The following is a 19,353-nucleotide window of genomic DNA, read 5'->3' as shown; positions in this document are numbered from 1 at the left end:
CACCACCGCCCGGCACGAGCACGCCTTCGGACGCCGACTAGGTTGATGTCCGCCGACCGAGGAGAAGCCAGACATGTCCACCCGCCCCCGCCTTCTGTACGTGACCGATCTGGCCTACCCCGCCCGCGGCCGGCGTTACGGCGACGAGGACATCGCCCTCACCGCCCGGTTGCGCGCGGACTTCGACATCGCGCTGTGCCACCCGCTGGACGCCGCGGCGCTGATGGACGGCTTCGATGCCGTCGTGGTCCGCAACAGCGGCCCCGTGCTGCGCTACCAGCGGGAGTACGACGACTTCCGTGGCCGGGCCGCCGCACGCGGCACGCGTGTGTACAACCGGCTCACCGGCCGGGCCGACATGGCCGGCAAGCAGTACCTGCTCGACCTGACCGAGGCCGGACGCCCGGTCATCCCCACGGCCGACCGGCCCGAGGACCTCGAACGACTGCCCGAGGCCGATCTGTACGCGGTCAAGCCCAAGGTGGGAGCGGACTCCATCGGCCTGGACTTCGTGCCACGGGCCCGTCTGCAGGGCCTGGCCTGGGGCGAGATCCTGGTGCAGCCGCGGATCGACTTCCGCTACGAGGTGTCGTTCTACTACGTGGACGACACCTTCCAGTACGCCCTCCACGCGCCGGATCCCGAGCGGCGCTGGGTCCTCGAACCCTATGAGCCAACGGAGGCCGACCTCGCCTTCGCCAGGGGTTTCATCCACTGGAACACCCTTGACCACGGCATCCAGCGCGTCGACGCCTGCCGCACCCGGGACGGAGACCTCCTGCTGGTCGAGTTGGAGGACCTCAACCCGTATCTCTCCCTCGACCGGGTGCCCGACCGGACACGCGAGGCCTTCGCTGTCGCGATGACGGCCTCGCTCCACCGGTTCCTGACGGCATAGCCCCGCGCCCCGGGCGTCTGGCGTCTCGGGCCGGCCGTCGAGGAACCGCCGCGGCCAAGGTCCTCGTCGGAGGGCGGAGGGCGGATCATGCCCGCGCGGATCTCGGGGATCGCATCGGGCGGGAAGCCCGGCGGCAGCCGGTCGGCGATCGGTTCCAGGCGGGCCGCCGGCTCGGGGTCGACGGGCGGCGGCGGGCACAGCCCGCCGCCGCCCGCGGCGGCCCGGGAGGTGGCCGGCTCGGCGGTCATGTCTGCCTCCTCGGTCGGGGCGACACCCGCGTGACCGGTGCGTTCATGGGTGCCCACCGGCCCGTCGCACCCGGTACGCGCCGTTCGGCGGTGCTCTCCCGCCGAACGGTCGGGGGGCCTCGGCACGGGACGGCTCTCCAGTCCCGTGTCCCGGCAGCCTTCCTCCTGTCCGCCCTGTCCGGGGTTCAGGCCATCCCCCGGCTCTCCAACCGCAGCTCGACGTCGACCTCCTGGTCACCGGCGACCACGCCCAGCTGGTGCACGACGTACATTGCGTCCAGGGCGCGGCGCAGGCGCTCCACCGCCCGGGGCTCGCCCTGCAGTTCGGCCTTCACCGGTCCCGACAGGGACGCCGGCGGCTCAAGCCGCTCGGGCGCGCCCGGGGCGGACGACATGTCGAACGTCCCGGTCCACATCGTGGGCCGGGATCCTGCGGTCTCGTGCGGCACGTCCTCGGCACGGCGGTCCGAGGAGAAAAGCCGGCACAGTTCGGCGAACAGGCTCCCGGCGTCCGACGCCGAACAGCCGCTGACCACCACTTCGACCTGTGGTGCGTGCGCTACGGGCGAGTTCACGGCCGCTCCTCTCATCAGGTGACCGACGCGGGTACCCCATCCCCGATACCTCCATGCACGACGGTACGGCCGAAGCGGCGGGCCCGCCTGTCGGCGGCGGCTGTCGCGATGTGCGCGGTAAGGCCCCTGGTCAGCGCCTTCCGTGAGCTATGTTGAAGGTTCTCGGGACGCAGAGGAGGAGGTCCGGTGTCATCGCCGCAGCGGGCACGCGCGCAGGCATCTGCGATCACCGCGGGCAAGACGGCCCCGGCGGCCGATGCTGCACCGACGTCCCAGCTCAGGGAGTTGTTCGATGGTCCGCGGCTCTCCCCCGGGCATCGCCGGATCGCCCAGTACCTGATCGAGCACATCACCGAGGCCGCGTTCCTGTCGATCACGGACCTGGCCGAGCGGGTGGGGGTCAGCCAGCCCTCGGTGACCCGTTTCGCCGCGGCCGTAGGCTTCAGCGGTTACCCCGCGTTGCGGGAGAAGCTCCAGGCCATCGCCCTGAGCGCGCTGGGCAGCCCGGGCACGCCGGCGGAGCAGCACGGCAACGAGCTGCAGGCGGCCGTGGACAGAGAGATCGAGAACCTCGAGAACCTGCGCCGGGACTTCGCCGACCCGGACGAGGTGATCCGCGTCGGCCGAGCGCTGTCGGAGTCGACGCCGCTGACCGTGATGGGCCTCAGGATCTCCGGTTCGCTCGCCGAGTACTTCGCGTACGGGGCCCGGCGCATCCACCCGGACGTGCGGCTGGTGACACGCGGCGGCAGCGTCGCCTACGACGCGCTGCTGCAGTCCCGGGAGGCCGGCGGCACCTGGCTGCTGGCGTTCGGCATGCCCCGGCACGCCCAGGAGAGCCTGACCGCCGTGCGGGTGGCGCGCGGCGCGGGGCTCAAGGTCGCCCTGATCACGGATCTGGGGCTGGGTCCGCTCGCCGACGAGGCCGATGTCGTCTTCGCGACGGGTACCGGCTCGCGCCTGGTCTTCGACTCCTACGCCGCACCCGGTCTGATGGCCGCGGCCCTGCTGCAGGCCATGACGGACGCCGATCCGGAGCGGACGCAGGCGCGGCTCGAGGAGTACGAGCAGATCGCCGAACAGCACCAGTTCTTCCTCAAGGACTGACACCGGGCCGATGTCCCGCCACGGGACATGAGACGCCCGCCTGCACCCATCTGTCCCCTTGGCGTCGCCCGCCCCCCTGCGGAACGGGACCCGTCGACAGCCTTGGGAGCATGGCACTCGGGATGTTTCACCACAAACCACAGGTGAATTTTTTCATGTCCTTGCGTATCCAGCGGTATATATAAATACTTCTCGCGGATCGCAGTCCGGACTCCCGGGTCGCGCCGTACGGACATCCGCTGCCGTCCGCTCCTACCCACGGGCGTCGGGTGCCCGGCCGGGCCCCGCTGCGCGGGCGTCCAGGGTGGCGGTTCCGGTCCTCCCCTAGACCGGAGCCGCCCCAAGCTGTCGCAGCGACCCGAGCCGACGTGACCCGGAAGCGAAGATCATGGCCTTGACGACATACTCGCCGACCAGCTCGGACTGGCCGTGCCAGGTCAAGACACCCGGCAGCTACGACTGGGAGCGATCGGCTGCGAAGTGGCTGCGCGACCTCGTACCCGCACGCTATGCCAGCTACCCGGCACTGATCCGCCACCCCGTCCTGCTCGCCCGCCACGCCCAGATCCAGGTGCAGCAGGAGGCGCGGGTGGCCCGGACGGCGCTGCAGACGGCCCGCGCGGAGCTGCCCGGGCTCGGTCTGCCCGAGACGGTCATCGAACACACCATCAAGCTGTACGCCGCCGAGGTCAAGCAACTGCAGCACATCGCGCGCAGCGTGCGGGTGGTGAGCATGGCGTTGATGGAGAGCAGCGCGGCGCGCGCCGGCCACTGACGACGGGGCGCAGCGCCTCTTCTTCCGCGACCGGATGGCCCGTTCGGCGGGTCGCGGGCACTGTCCGCCGCGAAGCCGGGCATCCGTAGGAGAGGACGACTCCTACGGATGCCCGGAGAGCTACGCATGGACTCCTCGACCTGGACCGTGATCGCCGTCGTCGCGGTCCTCGCTGCCGCCGTACTGGGGATGGCGCTCGCCGTGCTGCTGCGACTGGTCCGCACGCGCCGCGATCTGCGTCGCGCCGGGCTGCCGACCGGTCCCCGCTGGGTCTTCTGGGGCGCGGTCCTGTATCTGGTGCTGCCCGCCGATCTGCTGCCGGACCCCGTCTATCTGGACGACATCGGCGTGATGCTGCTGGCCCTGAGGTCGATGCGCGCCGCCGTCCCGGTACGGGAACCCGGGCGAGGCGACGGCGCGTTGTCCGACTGACGGGTGCCGGGCCTCGCGGCCGCGCCCGCCGTGTCGGCGGTACGGACGAGCGGACGGCACCATGAACGAACTGGTTCCCGGCGGCAATCTGCCCCTGCCTGACGGCCCCCTGACGCTCAGGGTGCCGGGACCGTTCGACGTATCGGCGATCGTCACCGACACGGGCGGAAAGGTGCGCGGCGATGCCGATTTCGTCTTCTACAACCAGCCGTCCGCGCCCGGCGTCCGGCTGGTCGGTGAGGAGCTCACCGTGCATCCGACCGGATTGCGGGGCGGAGCCGAGCGCGTCACCGTGATCGCAAGTCCCGCCGACCCGTCCGCGCACTTGGGGTCCCTGCCCGCCCCGACGCTCCACGTCACCGGCGCCGGTGGTCGCACCGTGGCCCGCTTCACCCCGCAGCGACCGCAACGGGAGACCGTCCTGCTGCTCGCCGAACTCTACCGACGGGGCGGGGTCTGGAAGCTGCGCGCACTGGGTCAGGGGTACGCGGACGGTCTGGCAGGGGTGGCCCGGGACTTCGGGGTGGACGTGGTGGAGGACGCGGCCGTGGGATCACCCCCCGTCCCGGAGCAGGCGCCCGGTCCCCACGACTTCCCCCCACCGAACGCGCCCGCGCCCGACGGATTCCTGGGCCTCGTCAATGCGGCGCGCGCCAGGGCCGGTTCGCCTCCCGTGTCGCTCGACGCGCGGCTCACCGCGGCGGCACACGCGCATGCCGCCGGCATGGCTGCCCATGGCGCCCTCGCCACGGAGAGCGCCGACGGCACCTCCGTGCACCAGCGGATCACCGCGCGCGGCTACACGTTCCTGACGGTCGGCGAGCATCTTGTCTCAGGCCCGCGCACCCCTGCCGAGTTCGTGGAGTACTGCCTCGGCGACGAACGCTCGCGCCGGACCCTGTGCACACCCGAGTTCACCGAGGCTGGTGCGGCCTGCGTTGCCGGGGGGCGCTCGGGTGACCTGTACTGGACGGCGCTGTGGGCCCGGCCCTTCACGGCCGCAGGACTGGCCCGCACGGCCGAGGAAGTGCTCGCACTGACCAACACCGAGCGGGCCGCTGCCGGTCTGGCGCCGCTGGCCGCCGATCCCCGGCTCGCGGCCGCGGCCCAGGCGCACAGTGCCGACATGGTGGCCCGCGACTTCTACGCGCACACCTCGCCCGAGGGCCGCGAGCCCTGGGACCGCGCCGCCGCGGCGGGCTCCCGCCACCGCACGGTGGGCGAGAACATCGCCTGCGGACAACGCTCCCCGGCCGAAGTCGTCCGCGGCTGGATGAACAGCCCGGGTCACCGGGCCAACATCCTCAAGCCTGCCTTCACCCATCTGGGCGTCGGCTTCGTGGGAGGCGGCCGCGCCGGGACGTACTGGACGCAGCTGTTCGGCGGCTGACCCCGTCGACCACTCACCCGCCCCGGCGACTTCCACCGCGCCGCTGCGATCCCGGGGTGCACCCGGCGGTACAGGGACATCACGCCGGTCGCACCCGTCCGCCCCCCTCGCCCTGCCTTCCCCACGGGTCTTCAAGTCTTCGCTCGACACCGCTACATGCTGTGGTACCCGAGCGGATTGTGAGGCGGTACGGTGTCGGACTTCTCCAGCAGGACAGGCGCAGCGCTCGTGGCGGGCGGAACCGGAGGCATCGGGGCGGTGCTGGTCGGGATCCTGGCCGAGCGGGGCAGCGACGTGGCGTTCACCTATCGCACGGACGAGAAGGGCGCGGCGGCGCTCGTCGACGAGGTCGAGGAACGCGGGCGCCGGTGCCTGGCCGTCCGAGTGGACCTGACCGAGGAATCCGCCACGGCGCAGGCGGTGAGCGAGGTCGCCGACGCCTTCGGCGGCATCCACACGCTCGTCCACGCGGCGGGGCCGCATGTGCCGATGGTCCATCTGAGCCGGGTCTCCCCCGCGCGGTACCGGGCACAACTGTGCGCGGAGGCCGTGGCGTTCTTCAATCTGGTGCATCCCGCGCTGCCGAGGCTGCGGGAGAGCCGGGGCAGCATCGTCGCCGTCACCACCGTGGCCACCCGGCGGTTCCCGGTGCGCGACGGGCTGTCGGCCGGTACGAAGGGCGCAGTCGAGGCGGTGGCGCGAGCACTGGCCGCCGAGGAGGGCCGGTACGGCGTACGCGTGAACTGCGTCGCGCCCGGCATGCTGACGGACGGGATCGCGGCACGGCTGATAGCGACCGGTGAACTCGACGAGAGGGCCCTGGACATCACCCGGCGCAACATCCCGTTGCGCCGCTTCGGCACCGCCGTCGACGTCGCGGAGGCGGTCGCTTTCCTCGCCTCGGACCGGGCCGGGTTCATCACGGGGCAGGCTCTGGGGGTCGACGGCGGCTACAGCGTCTGATGCGGTCCGGGCCGGCGTGCGCCCGGGTGCACCGGCCAAGTGGCGAGCCGGGCGTCCGCGGTCAGGTCGTTGCCAGAGGCGGACGCCCCACGGCAGCACCGCGGCGTCGGGCGGGCGCGATCCGCCAGATGGCCCGTATGGCGAAGATGACGGTGATCAGCAACGCCCAGGAGACCCATTTGGACACGGAGACCGGTTCCCAGCCGTCCAGTTGGGACGGGTAGGTCCAGGCCCCGAGATACGTGGCGATGTTCTCGGCCAGCCACAGGAAGAACCCGACCAGGGTGAAGGACAGCGCCAACGGCATCCGATGGCGTCGACTGCCGACCGTGAAGTACATCCATGTGCCGCTCGTGGCGAGCAGGAGCAGGGCGCCCAGGACCCAGCGAAGGTCGGGCAGCCAGTGGTGCGTGAGGAAGTTGGCATACAGAAGGACGGCCAGCACGGTGGTGCTCCGAGCCCGGTATCCGGTGAGCGACAGATCGAGCAGTCGCCACGTCCGGCAGCCGTAGCTGCCGACCGCGGCGTACATGAAGCCTCCGTACAGGGGCACACCGGCGATCTTGGTCAGTGCGGGCTCGGGATAGCTCCACGACCCCACGTGCACCTTGACGAGCTCGAAGACGAGTCCGAGGAGATGACACACGGCGACGAAGGCCACCTCCCGACGGTTCTCCCACCCCAGCAGGTGGCAGACGCAGGTGAGCAGCACCCCGTAGACCAGCAGCAGGTCGTATCGTGCCACCGGCAGCGGGGGCAGCAGCGTCGATACCGCCATACCGGCGAACAACGCGACGGCGACGGCACAGCAACGCGCCTGAAGCCATCCGAACAACGCCAGCTGCCGGACGAACACCCCGGTCCCATGCCTGATCTTGTGCATGTCCCTGTAGACCATGGGGCGGCGCCGGCGGTTGCCGATTCCGCGCCCTCTTCGCCGAGCAGCCGCTCAACCGTGCGGTGCCGGCGCGGTGAGCGGCAGCTTCCGCCCTCAATTCTGCGTGGCTCCCGCGTTGTTCGGCCTCCGGTGCAGCGGCTGGTCCGGTGCCGGGCGGGGTTTGAGGAGAGGGATCTCGCGGGTGTGCGGCTTGTCCGCGTCGACCGTGAGCGGATCGCCGTGGTGGTGGATCGTCAACGGCTCCCCCTCAACCAGCCTGTACGTGGCCTCTGTGCGGCCGATGTCCACCCGCAGCCGACGCCCCCGCAGTTCCAGCGTGAAGGCGAGCCGGCCGAACCGTTCCGGCAGGCGTGGCGCGAACTCGATCCTCTCCCCGTGGTGGCGCATACCGCCGAAACCGGCGACGAGCGCCATCCAGGTGCCGGCCAGGGACGCGATGTGCAGCCCGTCGCGGGTGTTGTGCTCCAGGTCCTCGAGGTCCATCAGCGCGGCTTCGTGCAGATAGTCGTAGGCGAGGGACGAGTGGCCCGCCTCGACCGCGACAACCGCCTGACAGCACGCGGACAGTGACGAATCCCGGACGGTGAGGGACTCGTAGTACGCGAAGTTCCGCGCCTTGTGCTCGGCATCGAAATACGGGCTGCATGTGTACATCGCCAGCACCAGGTCCGCCTGTTTGACCACCTGCTTGCGGTACAGGTCGAAGTACGGGAAGTGCAGCAGGAGCGGATACTGGTCGGGGCGGGTCGCGGCGAAGTCCCACCGCTGGTAGCGGGTGAATCCGGCATGCTGTTCGTGCACGCCCAGTTCGTGGTTGTACGGCACGTGCATCGCCTCGGCCGCGTCGCGCCAGCCCGCGCTCTCCTCCGCGTCGACGGCCAGTTCCCGGGCCCGGCGCGGATGGAGCTCCACGGCGTCGGCGGCCGCCAGCAGGTTCGCACGGGCCATCAGGTTCGTGTACGTGTTGTCGTCGGCGACCGCGCTGTACTCGTCCGGCCCCGTCACCCCGTCGATGTGGAAGGTGCCGTGATGGTCGTGGTGACCGAGCGAGCGCCACAACCGGGCCGTCTCCACGAGCAGTTCGACCCCGGTGTCGCGTGCGAACCGTTCGTCGCCGGTGGCCGCGACATAGCGGACGACGGCGTCCGCTATGCCGGCGTTCACATGGAACGCGGCGGTGCCCGCCGGCCAGTACGCCGAACCCTCCGAGCCCTCGATGGTCCGCCAGGGGAACGCCGCCCCGCGCAGCCCCAGTTGCACGGCCCGCTCCTGGGCCGCGGGCAGCGTGTTCTGCCGCCACCGCAGCGCCTCGGCGACCGCGTCGGGCGAGGTGTAGGTGAGCAGCGGCAGCACGAACATCTCGGTGTCCCAGAACGCATGACCGTCGTAACCGGAGCCGGTCAGCCCTTTGGCGGGTATCGCGCGCTGTTCGGCGCGCGCCCCGGCCTGCAGGACATGGAACAGGCCGAAGCGGACCGCCTGCTGGATCTGCTCGTCGCCGTCCACCTCGACGTCCGAGCGCGCCCAGAAGTCGTCCAGGTAGCTCCGCTGTTCGGCGAGCAGACCGGACCAGCCGGCGCTCGTGGCGGCGGCCAGCGCCGCGTCCACCTGATCGCTGATCGCGGGCAGCGAGCGCGTACCGGACCAGCCGTACGAGACGAACTTCTCCACGCGCAGCCGCTCACCCTCCCGCAGCAGGGAGGCGACGGTGAGGCGGGCCAGGTCGTCGGTCGCCTCGCACTGGGTCGTGGTCGGCTCGGGACCCCTGACGACGTGGTCGGCCGCGGCCCCGACCCTCAGGCCGCTCCGGCGCGTACGGTGCACCAGCCGCAGCCTGCCGTTCTTGGCGAAGTGCTCCTCCGCCTCGAGCGGCGAGTCCAGCACCATGGCGGCGCGCGGATCGCCCTCGCGGACGGGCAGTTGCTCGTTGGCGACCAGCTCGGACTGCACGACGATCCGGGCCGGACCGCCGACGGCCTCGACCTCGTAGGCGACCGCGGCGATCGCACGCTGGGTGAAGGAGACGAGGCGTGTGGAGCGCACCCGGACCGTTGTGCCGGCCGGTGAGGTCCACTCGCAGGTCCGGGTGAGCGTACCGGCCCGCAGGTCCAGCACGCGCTCGTGGGAACCGAGCCGCCCGTAGCGCAGGTCGAAGGGCTCGTCGTCCACCAGCAGACGAATGATCTTGCCGTTGGTGATGTTGATGACCGTCTGCCCGGATTCCGGGTAGCCGTACCCAGCCTCCGCGTAGGGCAGGGGATGCAGCTCGTGGACGCCGTTGAGGTATGAGCCGGGCAGCCCGTGCGGCTCGCCCTCGTCGAGATTGCCTCGCCAGCCCACGTGCCCGTTGGACAGCGCGAACACGGACTCGCTCTGCGGCAGGACGTCCAGGTGCAGCCCCCGCAGCGCCCAGGGCTCGACGGCGTAGCAGGTCTGGGTGATCACGAGCGCTCCCCCAGTTCCGCAAGGTCCGTCACGACGACATCGGCTCCGTGGGCACGCAGCGCGTCCGCCTGGCCGACCCGGTCCACTCCGACGACGTACCCGAAGTGGCCCGAACGCCCGGCGTCCATGCCCGCGAGCGCGTCCTCGAAGACGGCGGCGGCCTTCGGCTCGACGCCGAGGTCGTGGGCGGCGGCGAGGAAGGTGTCCGGATGCGGCTTGCCCGGCAGATGCCGCTCGGCGGCGACGACTCCGTCGATGCGCACGTCGAAGAGCTGCTCGGCGCCGATCGACCGAAGGATGTCGCGGCAGTTGGTGCTGGAGGAGACGACGGCCGTCCGCAGACCGGCGGCGCGCACGGCCTCCACATACCGGATCGTGCCGTCGTAAGCGTCGACACCGCGCGTCCGGATCAGCTCCAGGACCAGCTCGTTCTTGCGGTTGCCCAGACCGTGGACGGTCTCCCTCCCGGGCGGGTCTCCTGGGTCGCCCTCGGACAGGTGGATGTCCCGGGAGGCCAGGAAGGTGCGCACGCCGTCGGCGCGCGGGCGCCCGTCGACGTACTCGTCATAGTCGGCGACCTCGTCGAAGGGCCGGAAGGAGTCCCCGTCCCGCCGGCGCAGGAAATCATCGAACGTCTGCTTCCACGCGGCCGCATGGACGACGGCGGTCTTGGTGATGACCCCGTCGAGATCGAAGAGGCAGGCCTGGATGCCGTCCGGAAGACCGAGCTCTGTCATAGGGGCTAGCTTCCCCGAAGAACGCCGGGCAGTGAGTGGCGGGCGCCACATTCCTGCGCTCTCCCAGCACGGACGGACCAGGGCGGACCGCGCGGCCTGGGCGGCCCCTGGAGTGATCGCCGTCCTCGCGATCCGTCGCCGCCTCTGGTCCAATGACGGGGACTCCCTCTCCGGCAGCGAGCGGCGCACCCATATGAACTTTGACGATCTGCTGAAGCGGGCCGCGTCCCTGGCGGGACCCGGCCGTCGCGCGATCCTCGGCATCACCGGCAGCCCCGGGGCGGGCAAGACCACACTCGCCGAGCAGGTGGTGCGAGAACTGAACGGCGACGGACGGCCATGGGTGGTCCACGTGCCCATGGACGGCTTCCACCTGGCCGATGTGGAGCTCGACCGCCTGGGCCGCCGCGACCGAAAGGGCGCACCCGACACGTTCGACGCCGCCGGGTACGCGGCGCTGCTGCGGCGGCTGCGTGAGGAGAGCGACGAGACCGTGTACGCGCCAGGCTTCGAGCGCGTGCTGGAACAGCCGATCGCGGGCGCGGTCCCGGTGCTCCCGGAGGTTCGGCTGGTCGTCACGGAGGGCAACTACCTGCTGCTGGACAGCGGCGCCTGGGGCCGGGTCCGCCCACGGCTGGACGAGGTGTGGTTCTGCGAGATCGGCGAGGAGGAGCGCATCCGCCGGCTCGTGGCCCGCCACGAGGAGTTCGGCAAGGACCACGAGACGGCGGTGGCGTGGGTGCTCGGCACCGACCAGCGCAACGCGGACCTGGTGGCGGCGACCAGGGCCCGTGCGGACCTGGTGGTTCCGAGTACGGCGCTGCCCGCGCCCCGCGCTCCGGAGCGATGCGCCTGAACCGCTCCGTGCGGTTCCGCGGGCCGATGGGCGCTCACGCGCGCAGCCTCAGTTCCGGATCCCCGTGGGCATCACCGGCGATCTCGCCGATCAGCGCGGTGAAGGCCTCGGTCCGCACGGTCAGGCCCTGCGCTCCCGACTCGAAGGCGGGCGTGAACGGGCCTTCGGGGCCGTACCGCACGGCGAAGACATGCAGATCCTCCGGGGCACCGGCCACGGGGCCGGCTTCGAGTGCCGTGGAGGACACCAGGTGGCGCCAGCCCTCGTCCGGGTTGCCGTAGCCGCGCGGATCGGCGGCCAGCGCGAAGGCCGCCTGTTCCTGGGTGATCTCCGCGCGGGCATCGAAGTGGTCCGGCCCCTGTCCCCGTGGGTGCGTGAGACGCAGGGCTCCGGCGGACGTCGCCTCGGCCTCGGCGGTCCTGCGCACCAGGTGGCCGTCATCTGTGGCATACGGCAGCCCCGCCAGCAGGTAGGGCGCCCCGTCGAGCCGTTCCACGGCGACCGTGACCCACAGGCTCGTGCCGTCGGTGCCGTAGAGGGACCGCACATGGCGCAGCACATGCTCGCGGTCGACGACCGGCTTCGTGACCAGTTTGGCCGCCAGCTCACCGGTGCGGATGTCGCGTACCCGGACCCGGCCCATCGGCCGGCACAGCAGGAAGCCGTCGACGACCGGTCCGAAGCCGTGCCGGCGGTCGACCGCGGCCGCCAGGTAGTACGTGCCCGCGGCCTCGATCAGCGCCGGGGTCATGCGGTCGTCGAAGGCGACCGACACGGTGCCCGCGCGCAACTGGTGGCGGGCGATCGCGGTCGACGGGGTGCGGTGCCAGCGTGCCGGGTCCTGGATCTGCCAGACCAGCATGAAGGCGAAGTGGCCGTCGATGCCGCCGTCCGGATGGACCGCGTGCCGTCCCCATCGGGTGTCGCCGCGGTAGCGACCCAGGTCGGAGGCGATGCGCCGGCTGAAGTAGCGCAGTCCCAGCACGGATTCGAAGCCGGAGTGCTGTTCGCTGTAGCGCGGGCCGCCGCTGTCGAAGCCGCCGTTCGTCAGGCGCGCGTCGATGTAGCGGGCCAGCGCATCGCCGTCCTGCGCGAAGACCTCCTCGCCGGTGATCCGGTGCGCCTGGGCGAGGAAGGAGAGGGAGATCGGGCCGTAGTTGTTGTCGTACGAGCCACCGTGCTCCGGCGGCAGCAGCTCGCCCCGATCCCGCACCCGGCGGGCACGGATCTCATCGGCGTACAGGCTCAGCGCCCGCGCGCGAACCGGCTCGCCCTCGGCGGAGGGGAGATGGCGGGCCAGCATCAGGCCGCCCACGACACACCCGATCGCCTGATTGCCCGCTTCTTGCGGGTTGAAGAAGGTCGCCTCGGTCAGCCAGCGCCAGTAACCGTGGGCCAAGCCGAGGAGTTCGGCGTGCTGTGCATCGTCCAGGAGCCCGTCCGCCGCGTCGAGGACGCTGACCGCCTGGAGCAGTGCCCACACCGTGCTCGGCCAGTCGCCGATGGGGTGGGCGCCCGCTTCGAGGACGTAACGGGCGTACGGGAGTCCGGAGTCCCGTGCCCTCAGATTCGGGTAGCCGGGGTTGTCCTGCGTGTAGACCCGCTCGCGCAGATGGAAGGACAGGCTGCGGCGGACCGCCTCGCGCGCACGCGGGTCTTTCGTGCGCTGCCACGCGAGCGCGAGCAGCGCGGTGACGCCGAGCGAGGTGTCACCGATGTCGAGGACCGCGCCGGGATGTTCGAGATTGCCTTCCGGTGTGATGCGCGCCAGGGCCTCCTCGGTGACCTCGGCGAGGACGGCGTCGTACGCCACCGGGGTGTCCGCCAGGTCGTGCAACGGGCCGCGCTGATAAGGAAGATGCACGTCGGTCAACCGTCGGCACACCGCCGCTTGAGATCCTTCGCGGCCGGCGTGCCCAGGTGCCCGCCCACGGCCCGCAGCACCGTGTCGTCCTCGGGCGTAAGGCCCTTGAGCCCGACCCGCTGAGCAGGCACCGGCAGCGTCCCCTCACGGAACCAGCGATACGTCGTCTGCGGGTGCACACCCTGCGCCTTCGCGCACTCGGTCAGATTCACGCCCTGCACAACGACACTCACTCACACATGGGCACGCTCACCCACACGACCCAAAGAACCAGCAGATAAAACGCGGGCGCTCTCCAGTTTCGCGACTGCTGCGGCGCATCGCCGGGCTCGGTGCGTCCAGGCGCACCCGGCACCGGCGGTGGAGTGCGCGGCTCGTCTTGACGCACCCTACCTGGTTAGTTAATTTCCTAACGAAATCACGTGTTCCGCCCGAAGCCTGTCGCGGGGCTCCCGATGTCTTCGGCTCCTGCTCACCCGGGCACGGTTCGCCCACCGTTCGCACCACGGCGCGACGACTGAAAGAGGATCCGTGCAGGACTCCACATCCCTTGTGGTCGGTATCGACGTGGGCGGCACCAAGGCGCATCTCCGCGCCCTGGACGGGGGAAAATCCGTCGCCGACCACGTCCGCCCCAGCAGTGGCTGGCGGCCGCACGACCCCGCAGCAGCAGCCGACTGGCTGACCGCACTGATCCACGAGGCCCTGCCGCACGGCGCCCGCCCCTCGGCCGTCGCTGTCGGCGGGCACGCCTGCGAGACACCCCGCCAGTGCGAGTACATACGTGCCGCCCTGCACGAACAGGTTGGTGTGCCCGCGTTGGTGGTGGGCGACGCCGAACTCCTGGTGCCCGCGACGGGGCTCGACAAGGGTGTCGGCCTGGTCGCAGGCACCGGCTCGGTGGCCGTGGGCCGGCTCTGCGACGGCACACCCGTTCAGGTCGGTGGCTGGGGAGCGGTGCTCGGCGACGAGGGAGGTTCGGCAGGTCTCGTCCGGGAGGCGGCCCGGGCCGCGTGGGCGGCGCACGACCGCGGCGAGCCGCCGGACGAGTTGGCGCTGCGACTGATCGCCGCGTTCGGTGTGAGCGAGGTGCCCGCGCTCGGCGCCGCGTTGGAGAGTGCGGCGGACGTCTCCGCGGAGTGGGGGCGGCATGCGCCGGCCGTGTTCGCGGCCGCCGAGGCCGGTTCGCATCTCGCCCGTGAGGTGATCGCCGCAGGCGGACGGTCCCTCGCCTCGCTCGTCGTCCGACTCGCCGAACGCGGGGTTCCGGTCGACGACGTCGTGGTCGCGGGCAGCACCGTGCTGGCCCAGCCCGCGCTGTACGGCGCCTTCGCCGCCTCGCTCCAGGCACTGCTGCCCGGTGCACGGCCAAGGCCCTTGAGTGTGGCGCCCGTCGACGGAGCGGTGGCACTGGCCCGTTCCATCCTCTAGGCAAGTCCCCGCCACGCTCTCGCTCTGCCGCGCATACCCCCTTGGGGTACAGTCCCGCGCTCGATGCTCCGTCACCCCCGCACCAGGCAGGGCCGCTTGCTGTCGAAGGTCCAGCCCTCGATCAGGTACCGCATGCCCACGGCGTCGTCGCGATCCGCCAACGCCTTGCTCCGGTACAGGTCGTGAGCGGCGAGGAGCCGGTCCCGGTCGAGCCGGACACCGAGACCGGGGGTGTCCGGTACGGCGATCTCACCACCGTCGATCCGCGGCGGCGCGGTGGTGAGGCGTTCCAGCCCCTCCTGCCAGATCCAGTGGGTGTCCAGCGCGTTGTACTCGCCGGGGGCCGCGGCTCCGCAGTGGGCCATCATGGCGAGGGAGATGTCGAAGTGGTTGTTGGAGTGGCATCCCCAGGTCAGTCCTATGGCGTGGCACAGTTGGGCCACCCTCACCGACCCCTGCATCGTCCAGAAGTGCGGGTCGGCGAGCGGGATGGAGACGGACTGCAGCGCCAGCGCGTGGGTGAGCTGGCGCCAGTCCGTGGCGATCATGTTCGTGGCCGTGGGCAGCCCGGTGGCCCGCCGGAACTCCGCGAGGATCTCCCGGCCGGAGTAGCCGCCCTCGGCCCCGCAGGGGTCTTCAGCGTAGGCAAGGGTGCCCACGAGCGGCCGGCACAACTCGACGGCTTCGCGCAGGGACCATGCGCCGTTCGGGTCGAGGGTGATCCGGGCCTCCGGGAAGCGCTCCTTGACGGCGCGCACCGCCCGGACCTCCTCCTCCCCCGGAAGGACTCCGCCCTTGAGTTTGAAGTCGCGGAATCCGTAGTGGTCGTAGGTGGCCTCGGCCTGCCGGACGATCGCCTCGGGGGTGAGTGCCTCCTCGTGGCGGATCCGGTACCAGTCCGCGCTCGCGTCGGGTTCGCGGACATAGTCCAGGTCGGTACGGTCGGGATCGCCGACGTAGAAGAGGTAACCGAGGACACGGACCGAGTCGCGCTGCTTGCCGTCGCCCAGCAGGGCGGCGACGGGCACCTCCAGGTGCTGCCCGAGGAGGTCGAGCAGCGCCGACTCCACGGCGGTGACCGCGTGCACGGTCGTGCGCAGGTCGAAGGTCTGCTCGCCCCGGCCGCCGGAGTCCCGTCCCGCGAACCTGCCCCCTATCTCGCGCAGGACGCGCTTGTGGTCGCCCAGGCGCGCACCGACGACGATCGGCTCGGCCTCGCGCAGGGTCCGCGTGATCCTTTCCCCACCGGGCACTTCACCCAGTCCCGTCCGCCCCTCGGAGTCCTCGAGGACGACGATGTTGCGGGTGAAGTAGGGCCCGTGGGCTCCGGAGAGGTTGAGCGCCATGGAGTCCCGGCCGGCGACCGGGTACACGGAGAAGGAGGTGATGGTGGGCTGGCTCATGGACGGGACTCCTCTGGAAGGTGGTAGGGGTGCGGCAACGTGGGGGGGCGTCGTCCTCCCGCGATGCGACCGCCGCGCCCACCGTGTCGGCGGCCGCCGCGCCGGCTCTCTGCCGGGTCGATGCCCTTCCGCAGCCGTTCCCGGCTGCGAGGGGATCACGACGACAGCGTGACCCGGATGCCCACCGTCCCCTCCCGGCCCCGGCGCAGCCTGCTGCCGAGAAGGGTGAGACGGCCGAGGATGCCGTACTTGCGCCCGATGAGGTCCCGATAGCGGGCCGAGGTGGCCGGGTCGCAGATCTCGGCACTGGCCGGGACCTGATCGCCCGTCGGATTGCCGCGCAGGTCGCAGGGGCCGACCAGGACATCGGCGCGGGCCCGGATCCGCTTCACCTTCCAGGAGTCCGCGGGGGTCCACACCCCGAGCGCTTCGCCGTCGCGTACCACCCACACCGGGGTGGCGACCGCTGTTCCGTTCCTGCGGTAGCTGGTGACCAACAGATACTGCCCGGTTGCGAGCCGGTCGAGCGTGGCTTCGTCCATGGAGGGCAGTCTAGGCAGCCGGCGGCCTGACATGCGCAGGGCGCCGGTACGGACCTACGACCGCACCGGCGCCCTGGTTCGCGGAGGGATCCGTCAGGACAACGCGCCGTCGTAGTCGGGGAGCTTGAAGGTGCGCTCGGCGTGACCGCCGGCCAGGTCCGAGTCGTTGTTGCCGACGTTCGCGATGATCGTGTAGCCCAGGGCCTCGATCTCGGCGCGCTTGCCCCTCTTGTACTCGCTGACCTCGTCGAAGAGGTCCGGCAGATCACGTACGTACAGACCGTCGACCGGGTAGCCCACGGCCTTGAGGTTCCACTTGGTCTCGGACGCGATGATGCCGGGGCGCGCGGTGACGAAGAAGACGGAGACGCCGCGGGACTTCGCATACTTCGCCAGCTCGAGCGAGGGCTTCACGGCGGGGGTGGGCAGCTGGTACCAGGGACGGAAGTCCGTCTCCAGCGTCGTGTTGTCGATGTCGAAGACGATCGCCGGCTTCTGCCCGGCGGTGTTCGCCGTGCGCTGCTGGACGTACCACAGCGCCTGGTCGATGACCGCCTTCACGTCGGCCTGCCAGGTGACGTAGTCGACGTCGGAGGCCTGCGCCGCCGCCAGGCTCACCGCGCTCTGCACGGGAGCCGCGGAGGCGGTCTGCGCCGCCACGGCCGTGCCACCGAGGCCCAGCGCCACGACCGCCGAGACCGCACCGATCCGGCGCCCCACACCCGATCTTGTCATGCCCGTACCTTCCCTAGCGTCCAACTCGCATCTGAACGGCGGCAGTTCCTCGAGCGTCGCCGCCAACCGTCATGCTCATGTCCAAGAATGGACGGCAGACCACGGAAAAGTTACTCCTCGGTAGACAGTTACTCGCGAGTCAGTCCTCCGCTTCGCCGAGGGTGTCACTCGCACCGCCCGTCGGTGAACTCCCGGGCCCCGGCCCACGTATGTAGTGAGGGCGCTCGGCGATCGGAGCGCCCCGCGGTGGTCACGCCGTGCCGTTCGGGGTTCGGGAGCCATGGATGAGGCATGCACGACGACGGATCGTCCGGCGAGGCGCACGCATCGCGGCCGCCGGCGGACTGCTCCTGGGCGGCGTTATGGTCACCCAGGCCCTGGCGAGCGAACCGTCCGGCGCGCCGGCTCCCGCTGACACGTCCGCTCAGGCGGCCTCCCGGACGGCCGCCGAGTTGGTGGCGCAGCTCGGCATGTCACGCACGGCGGGCAGTTGGGTCTCCTCCGACGGGAAACCGGTCGTCGCCGTGACCGACGAAGCCGCGGCCGGCCAGGTCGCGGCCGCCGGAGCCCGGGCCAAGATGGTTCAGCACAGCATGGGCCAGCTCAAATCGGCCACCAAAGCCCTGAGTTCGGCCCCGAAAGTGGCGGGCACCGCCTGGGCCCTGGATTACCGGACCAACGAGGTGGTGGTGCAGGCCGACAGCTCCGTCTCCGCCTCCGACTGGTCCAGAATGACCGAACTCGCCCATGCTATAGGCGACTTCGTACGGATGGAGCGCACCCAAGGCAGGTTCACGACCCGGGTGAACGGCGCCCAGCCGGTCATCTCGACCAACGGCCGGTGCTCGGCCGGCTACAACGTGACCAATGGGCAGAGCGAGTTCATCCTCACCGCCGGACACTGCGGGCCGGGCGGCACCCTCTGGTTCTCCGACAGCACGGGCCGGACCCTGGTGGGTCGGACGGTGACGTCGGAGTTCCCCGGCTCCGGCGACTTCTCACTCATCCGGTACGAGAACGGTCAGGAGACACCCGGCGCCAACGTCGTGGCCATCGGCGACGGGCGCGGAGTGCGCATCACGGGGTTCGGGGATCCGGTCGTCGGACAGCGGGTCTTCCGCAGTGGCAGCACCACCGGTCTGCACGACGGTGCGGTCACCGCGCTCAACGCGACTGTGAACTACCCCGAGGGCACGGTCACCGGTCTGATCCAGACCACGGTGTGCGCCGAACCGGGCGACAGCGGGGGCCCGTTGTTCTCCGAGGGCATCGCGCTCGGCGTGACGTCGGGCGGCAACGGGGACTGCCGGTCGGGCGGCACGACGTTCTTCCAGCCGGTGACGCAGGCGATGTCGACACTCGGGATCCGGCTCACCGGGCAGATCCAGGCGTCGGGCGGTGCGACGAACGAGGCGTCCACCGCTCCCGCGCCGTCCGCCTCCGCCTCGCAGGGCGCGGCCATCGCCCCTGGCTCGGGGCCGCCCGGAGCCGCGGCTCCGGGCGCGGTCCAGGAGGTCGGCGCCACCGGCACCGCCGGCAGCTTCGTGACGCGGCTCACCGACGTGCGCAACGTCGGGCCGGGCCTGCTGGTCGTCGCGGGGAGTCTGGTCGCCTTGGCCGCCACCCGCTACATCCGCACGGAACAGGAGCGCAAGGCCTACCGCCGGGCCTACTCCGGCACCTGGGGCTGAGGCCGCGTTCCGTAACACAGGGTCGCCGGATTTTGCCGTCATCATTCTGGAACGGAACGGGACGAAGGCCGCGCAGGCACGGCATCGGGAGAGTCGGGCTCGAGGGACGGCCCCCAACGCGCCGCGCCGATCGTCACGGGGACGAGGCGCGAGGCGAACCGTCAGGCCGCCTGAGTGGGGTCCGGGGAGGCGGCCGCCCATTCCATGACGAGCCGCTGGTACTCCCGCCGTTCCTCCATGCTCAGCGTCCCGCCGCTGCGGAACCACAGGGCCCGGATCTCCTCGTTGACCTCGTCGGCGGAACGATCCGCTGCGGGTTCAGGAGTGGTGGGCATGGCGTGAAGCATACGGGGCCCCACGTGA

General features: G+C 71.2%; 18 protein-coding genes and 1 pseudogene. 9 read left to right on the top strand and 10 right to left on the bottom strand.

From position 1 onward, the window contains the following. Positions 1-73: 73 nt before the first annotated feature. Positions 74-898 carry an ATP-grasp domain-containing protein gene (locus VXC91_RS05485; protein ID WP_329505507.1) on the top strand — a complete coding sequence of 275 codons (825 nt, stop codon included), beginning with the start codon at positions 74-76 and terminating at the stop codon, positions 896-898. Positions 899-1,331: 433 nt separating this feature from the next. Here VXC91_RS05485 and VXC91_RS05480 read toward each other — a convergent pair whose 3' ends face one another. Beyond that, the gene (locus tag VXC91_RS05480) at positions 1,332-1,721 is read right to left on the bottom strand and encodes a hypothetical protein (protein ID WP_329505506.1); all 390 of its coding nucleotides are present in this window, start codon (positions 1,719-1,721) and stop codon (positions 1,332-1,334) included. A 186-nt stretch (positions 1,722-1,907) separates the two neighbouring features. Here VXC91_RS05480 and VXC91_RS05475 point away from each other — a divergent pair, with 186 nt between their 5' ends. From VXC91_RS05475 to VXC91_RS05455, 5 genes are all read left to right on the top strand, one after another. After that, positions 1,908-2,828, top strand: a complete 921-nt coding sequence (locus VXC91_RS05475; protein WP_329505505.1) for a MurR/RpiR family transcriptional regulator — start codon at positions 1,908-1,910, stop codon at positions 2,826-2,828. Positions 2,829-3,216: 388 nt separating this feature from the next. Beyond that, complete coding sequence (locus VXC91_RS05470) at positions 3,217-3,603, top strand: hypothetical protein (protein WP_329505504.1); 387 nt, start codon at positions 3,217-3,219, stop codon at positions 3,601-3,603. Positions 3,604-3,729: 126 nt separating this feature from the next. Then, entirely contained in the window at positions 3,730-4,035 is a 306-nt protein-coding gene (locus tag VXC91_RS05465; RefSeq protein WP_329505502.1) for a YkvA family protein, read from the top strand. Positions 4,036-4,096: 61 nt separating this feature from the next. Continuing rightward, positions 4,097-5,425 carry a CAP domain-containing protein gene (locus tag VXC91_RS05460; RefSeq protein ID WP_329505500.1) on the top strand — a complete coding sequence of 443 codons (1,329 nt, stop codon included), beginning with the start codon at positions 4,097-4,099 and terminating at the stop codon, positions 5,423-5,425. A gap of 192 nt (positions 5,426-5,617) precedes the next feature. Beyond that, on the top strand, positions 5,618-6,388 hold the full coding sequence (locus tag VXC91_RS05455) for an SDR family NAD(P)-dependent oxidoreductase (protein WP_329505498.1): 771 nt from the start codon (positions 5,618-5,620) through the stop codon (positions 6,386-6,388). A 61-nt stretch (positions 6,389-6,449) separates the two neighbouring features. Here the strand turns inward: VXC91_RS05455 and VXC91_RS05450 are convergent, their stop codons facing one another. From VXC91_RS05450 to VXC91_RS05440, 3 genes are all read right to left on the bottom strand, one after another. Next, entirely contained in the window at positions 6,450-7,271 is an 822-nt protein-coding gene (locus VXC91_RS05450) for a DUF817 domain-containing protein (RefSeq protein ID WP_329505496.1), read from the bottom strand. 108 nt (positions 7,272-7,379) lie between these two features. Then, positions 7,380-9,731, bottom strand: a complete 2,352-nt coding sequence (locus tag VXC91_RS05445; RefSeq protein WP_329505494.1) for a glycoside hydrolase family 65 protein — start codon at positions 9,729-9,731, stop codon at positions 7,380-7,382. Continuing rightward, positions 9,728-10,468, bottom strand: coding sequence for a beta-phosphoglucomutase family hydrolase (locus tag VXC91_RS05440; RefSeq protein ID WP_329505493.1), 741 nt, complete (start codon positions 10,466-10,468; stop codon positions 9,728-9,730). Before VXC91_RS05440 ends, VXC91_RS05445 begins: the two co-directional genes overlap by 4 nt. 193 nt (positions 10,469-10,661) lie before the next feature. On the opposite strand from VXC91_RS05440, the gene VXC91_RS05435 reads away from it, so the two are divergent. Further along, positions 10,662-11,324: a nucleoside/nucleotide kinase family protein gene (locus tag VXC91_RS05435; protein WP_329505567.1), complete on the top strand. Its 663-nt coding sequence runs from the start codon at positions 10,662-10,664 to the stop codon at positions 11,322-11,324. A 34-nt stretch (positions 11,325-11,358) separates the two neighbouring features. Here VXC91_RS05435 and VXC91_RS05430 read toward each other — a convergent pair whose 3' ends face one another. Together VXC91_RS05430 and VXC91_RS05425 are read right to left on the bottom strand one after the other, a co-directional pair. Next, positions 11,359-13,188: a hypothetical protein gene (locus VXC91_RS05430; RefSeq protein ID WP_329505492.1), complete on the bottom strand. Its 1,830-nt coding sequence runs from the start codon at positions 13,186-13,188 to the stop codon at positions 11,359-11,361. A gap of 110 nt (positions 13,189-13,298) precedes the next feature. Continuing rightward, positions 13,299-13,400 (bottom strand): annotated as a pseudogene (locus VXC91_RS05425) (IS607 family transposase); the annotation flags it as partial. A gap of 319 nt (positions 13,401-13,719) precedes the next feature. Here VXC91_RS05425 and VXC91_RS05420 point away from each other — a divergent pair. Then, positions 13,720-14,619 (top strand): N-acetylglucosamine kinase, encoded by a 900-nt coding sequence (locus VXC91_RS05420; protein WP_329505491.1) that lies wholly within the window; start codon positions 13,720-13,722, stop codon positions 14,617-14,619. A gap of 71 nt (positions 14,620-14,690) precedes the next feature. On the opposite strand, the gene VXC91_RS05415 is transcribed toward VXC91_RS05420, so the two are convergent. The 3 genes from VXC91_RS05415 to VXC91_RS05405 form a co-directional block, all read right to left on the bottom strand. Beyond that, positions 14,691-16,022, bottom strand: a complete 1,332-nt coding sequence (locus tag VXC91_RS05415) for an enolase C-terminal domain-like protein (RefSeq protein ID WP_329505490.1) — start codon at positions 16,020-16,022, stop codon at positions 14,691-14,693. 155 nt (positions 16,023-16,177) lie between these two features. Then, on the bottom strand, positions 16,178-16,564 hold the full coding sequence (locus VXC91_RS05410; RefSeq protein WP_329505489.1) for a PPOX class F420-dependent oxidoreductase: 387 nt from the start codon (positions 16,562-16,564) through the stop codon (positions 16,178-16,180). A 93-nt stretch (positions 16,565-16,657) separates the two neighbouring features. Continuing rightward, complete coding sequence (locus VXC91_RS05405) at positions 16,658-17,299, bottom strand: HAD family acid phosphatase (protein ID WP_329505488.1); 642 nt, start codon at positions 17,297-17,299, stop codon at positions 16,658-16,660. A gap of 284 nt (positions 17,300-17,583) precedes the next feature. Here VXC91_RS05405 and VXC91_RS05400 point away from each other — a divergent pair, with 284 nt between their 5' ends. Next, entirely contained in the window at positions 17,584-18,990 is a 1,407-nt protein-coding gene (locus VXC91_RS05400; protein ID WP_329505487.1) for a S1 family peptidase, read from the top strand. Between the two features lie 161 nt (positions 18,991-19,151). On the opposite strand, the gene VXC91_RS05395 is transcribed toward VXC91_RS05400, so the two are convergent. Beyond that, complete coding sequence (locus tag VXC91_RS05395) at positions 19,152-19,337, bottom strand: hypothetical protein (RefSeq protein ID WP_329505486.1); 186 nt, start codon at positions 19,335-19,337, stop codon at positions 19,152-19,154. Positions 19,338-19,353: the final 16 nt, after the last annotated feature.

The sequence above is a fragment of the Streptomyces chiangmaiensis genome (assembly GCF_036281785.1).
In the GTDB taxonomy this organism is placed as follows: domain Bacteria; phylum Actinomycetota; class Actinomycetes; order Streptomycetales; family Streptomycetaceae; genus Streptomyces; species Streptomyces chiangmaiensis.
This window is presented reverse-complemented; position numbering and strand designations above follow the sequence as displayed.

Bases quoted from the DNA above. Each gene is read 5' to 3' on its own strand.
- VXC91_RS05485 (WP_329505507.1), top strand. From the start codon at position 74: ATGTCCACCCGCCCCCGCCTTCTGTACGTGACCGATCTGGCCTACCCC.
- VXC91_RS05470 (WP_329505504.1), top strand. From the start codon at position 3,217: ATGGCCTTGACGACATACTCGCCGACCAGCTCGGACTGGCCGTGCCAG.
- VXC91_RS05465 (WP_329505502.1), top strand. From the start codon at position 3,730: ATGGACTCCTCGACCTGGACCGTGATCGCCGTCGTCGCGGTCCTCGCT.
- VXC91_RS05460 (WP_329505500.1), top strand. From the start codon at position 4,097: ATGAACGAACTGGTTCCCGGCGGCAATCTGCCCCTGCCTGACGGCCCC.
- VXC91_RS05450 (WP_329505496.1), bottom strand. From the start codon at position 7,271: ATGCACAAGATCAGGCATGGGACCGGGGTGTTCGTCCGGCAGCTGGCG.
- VXC91_RS05440 (WP_329505493.1), bottom strand. From the start codon at position 10,468: ATGACAGAGCTCGGTCTTCCGGACGGCATCCAGGCCTGCCTCTTCGAT.
- VXC91_RS05435 (WP_329505567.1), top strand. From the start codon at position 10,662: ATGAACTTTGACGATCTGCTGAAGCGGGCCGCGTCCCTGGCGGGACCC.
- VXC91_RS05415 (WP_329505490.1), bottom strand. From the start codon at position 16,022: ATGAGCCAGCCCACCATCACCTCCTTCTCCGTGTACCCGGTCGCCGGC.
- VXC91_RS05410 (WP_329505489.1), bottom strand. From the start codon at position 16,564: ATGGACGAAGCCACGCTCGACCGGCTCGCAACCGGGCAGTATCTGTTG.
- VXC91_RS05405 (WP_329505488.1), bottom strand. From the start codon at position 17,299: ATGACAAGATCGGGTGTGGGGCGCCGGATCGGTGCGGTCTCGGCGGTC.
- VXC91_RS05400 (WP_329505487.1), top strand. From the start codon at position 17,584: ATGAGGCATGCACGACGACGGATCGTCCGGCGAGGCGCACGCATCGCG.
- VXC91_RS05395 (WP_329505486.1), bottom strand. From the start codon at position 19,337: ATGCTTCACGCCATGCCCACCACTCCTGAACCCGCAGCGGATCGTTCC.